Origin of the sequence: Streptomyces pseudogriseolus, from assembly GCA_002154585.1 — a bacterium.
GTDB lineage: Bacteria > Actinomycetota > Actinomycetes > Streptomycetales > Streptomycetaceae > Streptomyces > Streptomyces pseudogriseolus.
In genome coordinates this window covers 1-1,343 of record MUNG01000641.1, presented here as the reverse complement: position 1 = coordinate 1,343, position 1,343 = coordinate 1, and the positions used below count along the sequence as shown (strand labels likewise).

At 79.5% G+C, this 1,343-nt stretch carries 1 protein-coding gene and 1 pseudogene; both read right to left on the bottom strand.

What is annotated here, in order from left to right:
- Positions 1-220: pseudogene (locus CCN29_RS33680) on the bottom strand (MBL fold metallo-hydrolase); the annotation flags it as partial.
- A partial coding sequence (locus CCN29_RS33675; RefSeq protein ID WP_107481769.1) for an aminotransferase class I/II-fold pyridoxal phosphate-dependent enzyme occupies positions 217-1,343 on the bottom strand: 1,127 nt, incomplete at its 5' end. The pseudogene CCN29_RS33680 and the gene CCN29_RS33675, both read right to left, overlap by 4 nt.

Here is a 1,343-nt window from a genome sequence, read left to right as displayed (position 1 = left end):
CGGGGCCGGGCCGCACCGCGCCCTCGCGGGCGAAGCGGGCGAACGCCTTGAGGCCGGGCAGCGGGGCGGTGAGGCGGTCGTGGAAGGTGCGGGGCCACACCCGTCGCTCGGCGAGCGGACGCGGTGCGGCGAGCGGGGGGTGGGGGCCGTCGTCGCGGGCCGTGGGGCGGGCGTCCGATGCCGTGGTCGTCGGTCTGGCCGGCTCGTGCCGCTGCGTCATCGAGAGGACTCCCATCGCCGTGCGTCGTCACGGAGGCCGTCGAGGACCGATGTCACCTGGTTCAACGCGCGTCCCACCCGTGGCAGTTCCTCCGGTTCGTCCGCCTCCAGGCACTCCGCGCGCTCCTCGGGCGTGTCCCCCAGCAGGGGCGCGGTGCACAGCCGTACGCGCGGGGTCTCCAGGTCGTCGCCGAAGCGGTGGCCGCCGGCCGCGGGCATGCCGAGCCGGCCGGTGAGCAGGTCCTCCAGTTCCTGGGCGTCGCCGACGCCGTGCGCGGCGAGGGCGGGCGCCAGAGGGGAGAGGTCCACGTACAGGTGGCGGCCGCACTGCGGGGGCCGGGCCAGGGCGCCCGCCGCGACGACGGCCCGGTGCGCGGCGGCGGCCACCCGCGCGTGGACGCGTACGGCGGCGGCGACGCGGGCGGTGACCGGCTCCGGCTCGGACAGCGCGTACCCGGCGGCCGCCGCGACCGGGGCCGCCACGCGCGCGTCGAGGGCGGTGAGCACGTCGAGGACGCGCGCGTGCAGCGCGCGGCCCTCCTCGCCCGCCGGGAAGCGGGCGACCGCGGCGGGCCAGCCGGGCGGCAGCAGCGAGCCGGCCAGGTCGGTGACGACGGTGACCCGGTCCGGCAGCATCTCGGCGGGGCTGAGCAGCACCGTGCCGTGCCGGTCGTGCAGCGTGTCGCGCCAGGTCTCGTCGCTGATCAGGTGCAGCCCCTCCCCGGCCGCGGCCTCCAGCGTCTCGTGCAGCAGCTCGGGCGGGGCGACCGTCGCGGTGGGGTCGTCGGCCACGGACAGCACCAGGAGACGCGGGGCGCGGCCCTCGGCGCGCATCCGGCGCACGGTCTCCAGCAGCGCGTACGGGTCGGGGACGCCGCCGCTCTCGGCAGGGGTCGGCACATGGAAGACGGGCCGGCCGAGCAGCCGCACGGACGGCGCCCACCAGGCGGCGCACGGCCTCGGCACCAGGACGTCGCCGTCGAGGGCGGCGGTCAGGGCGGTCAGCAGGGCGGGCGCGCCCGGGGCCAGGGCCGTGCGGCCGGGGGCGGCGGGCAGTCCGCGCCGCTCGCCGTACCCGCGGGCCGCGTCGAGCAGGGCGGGGCCGGCGCCGACCGGTTCAGGGC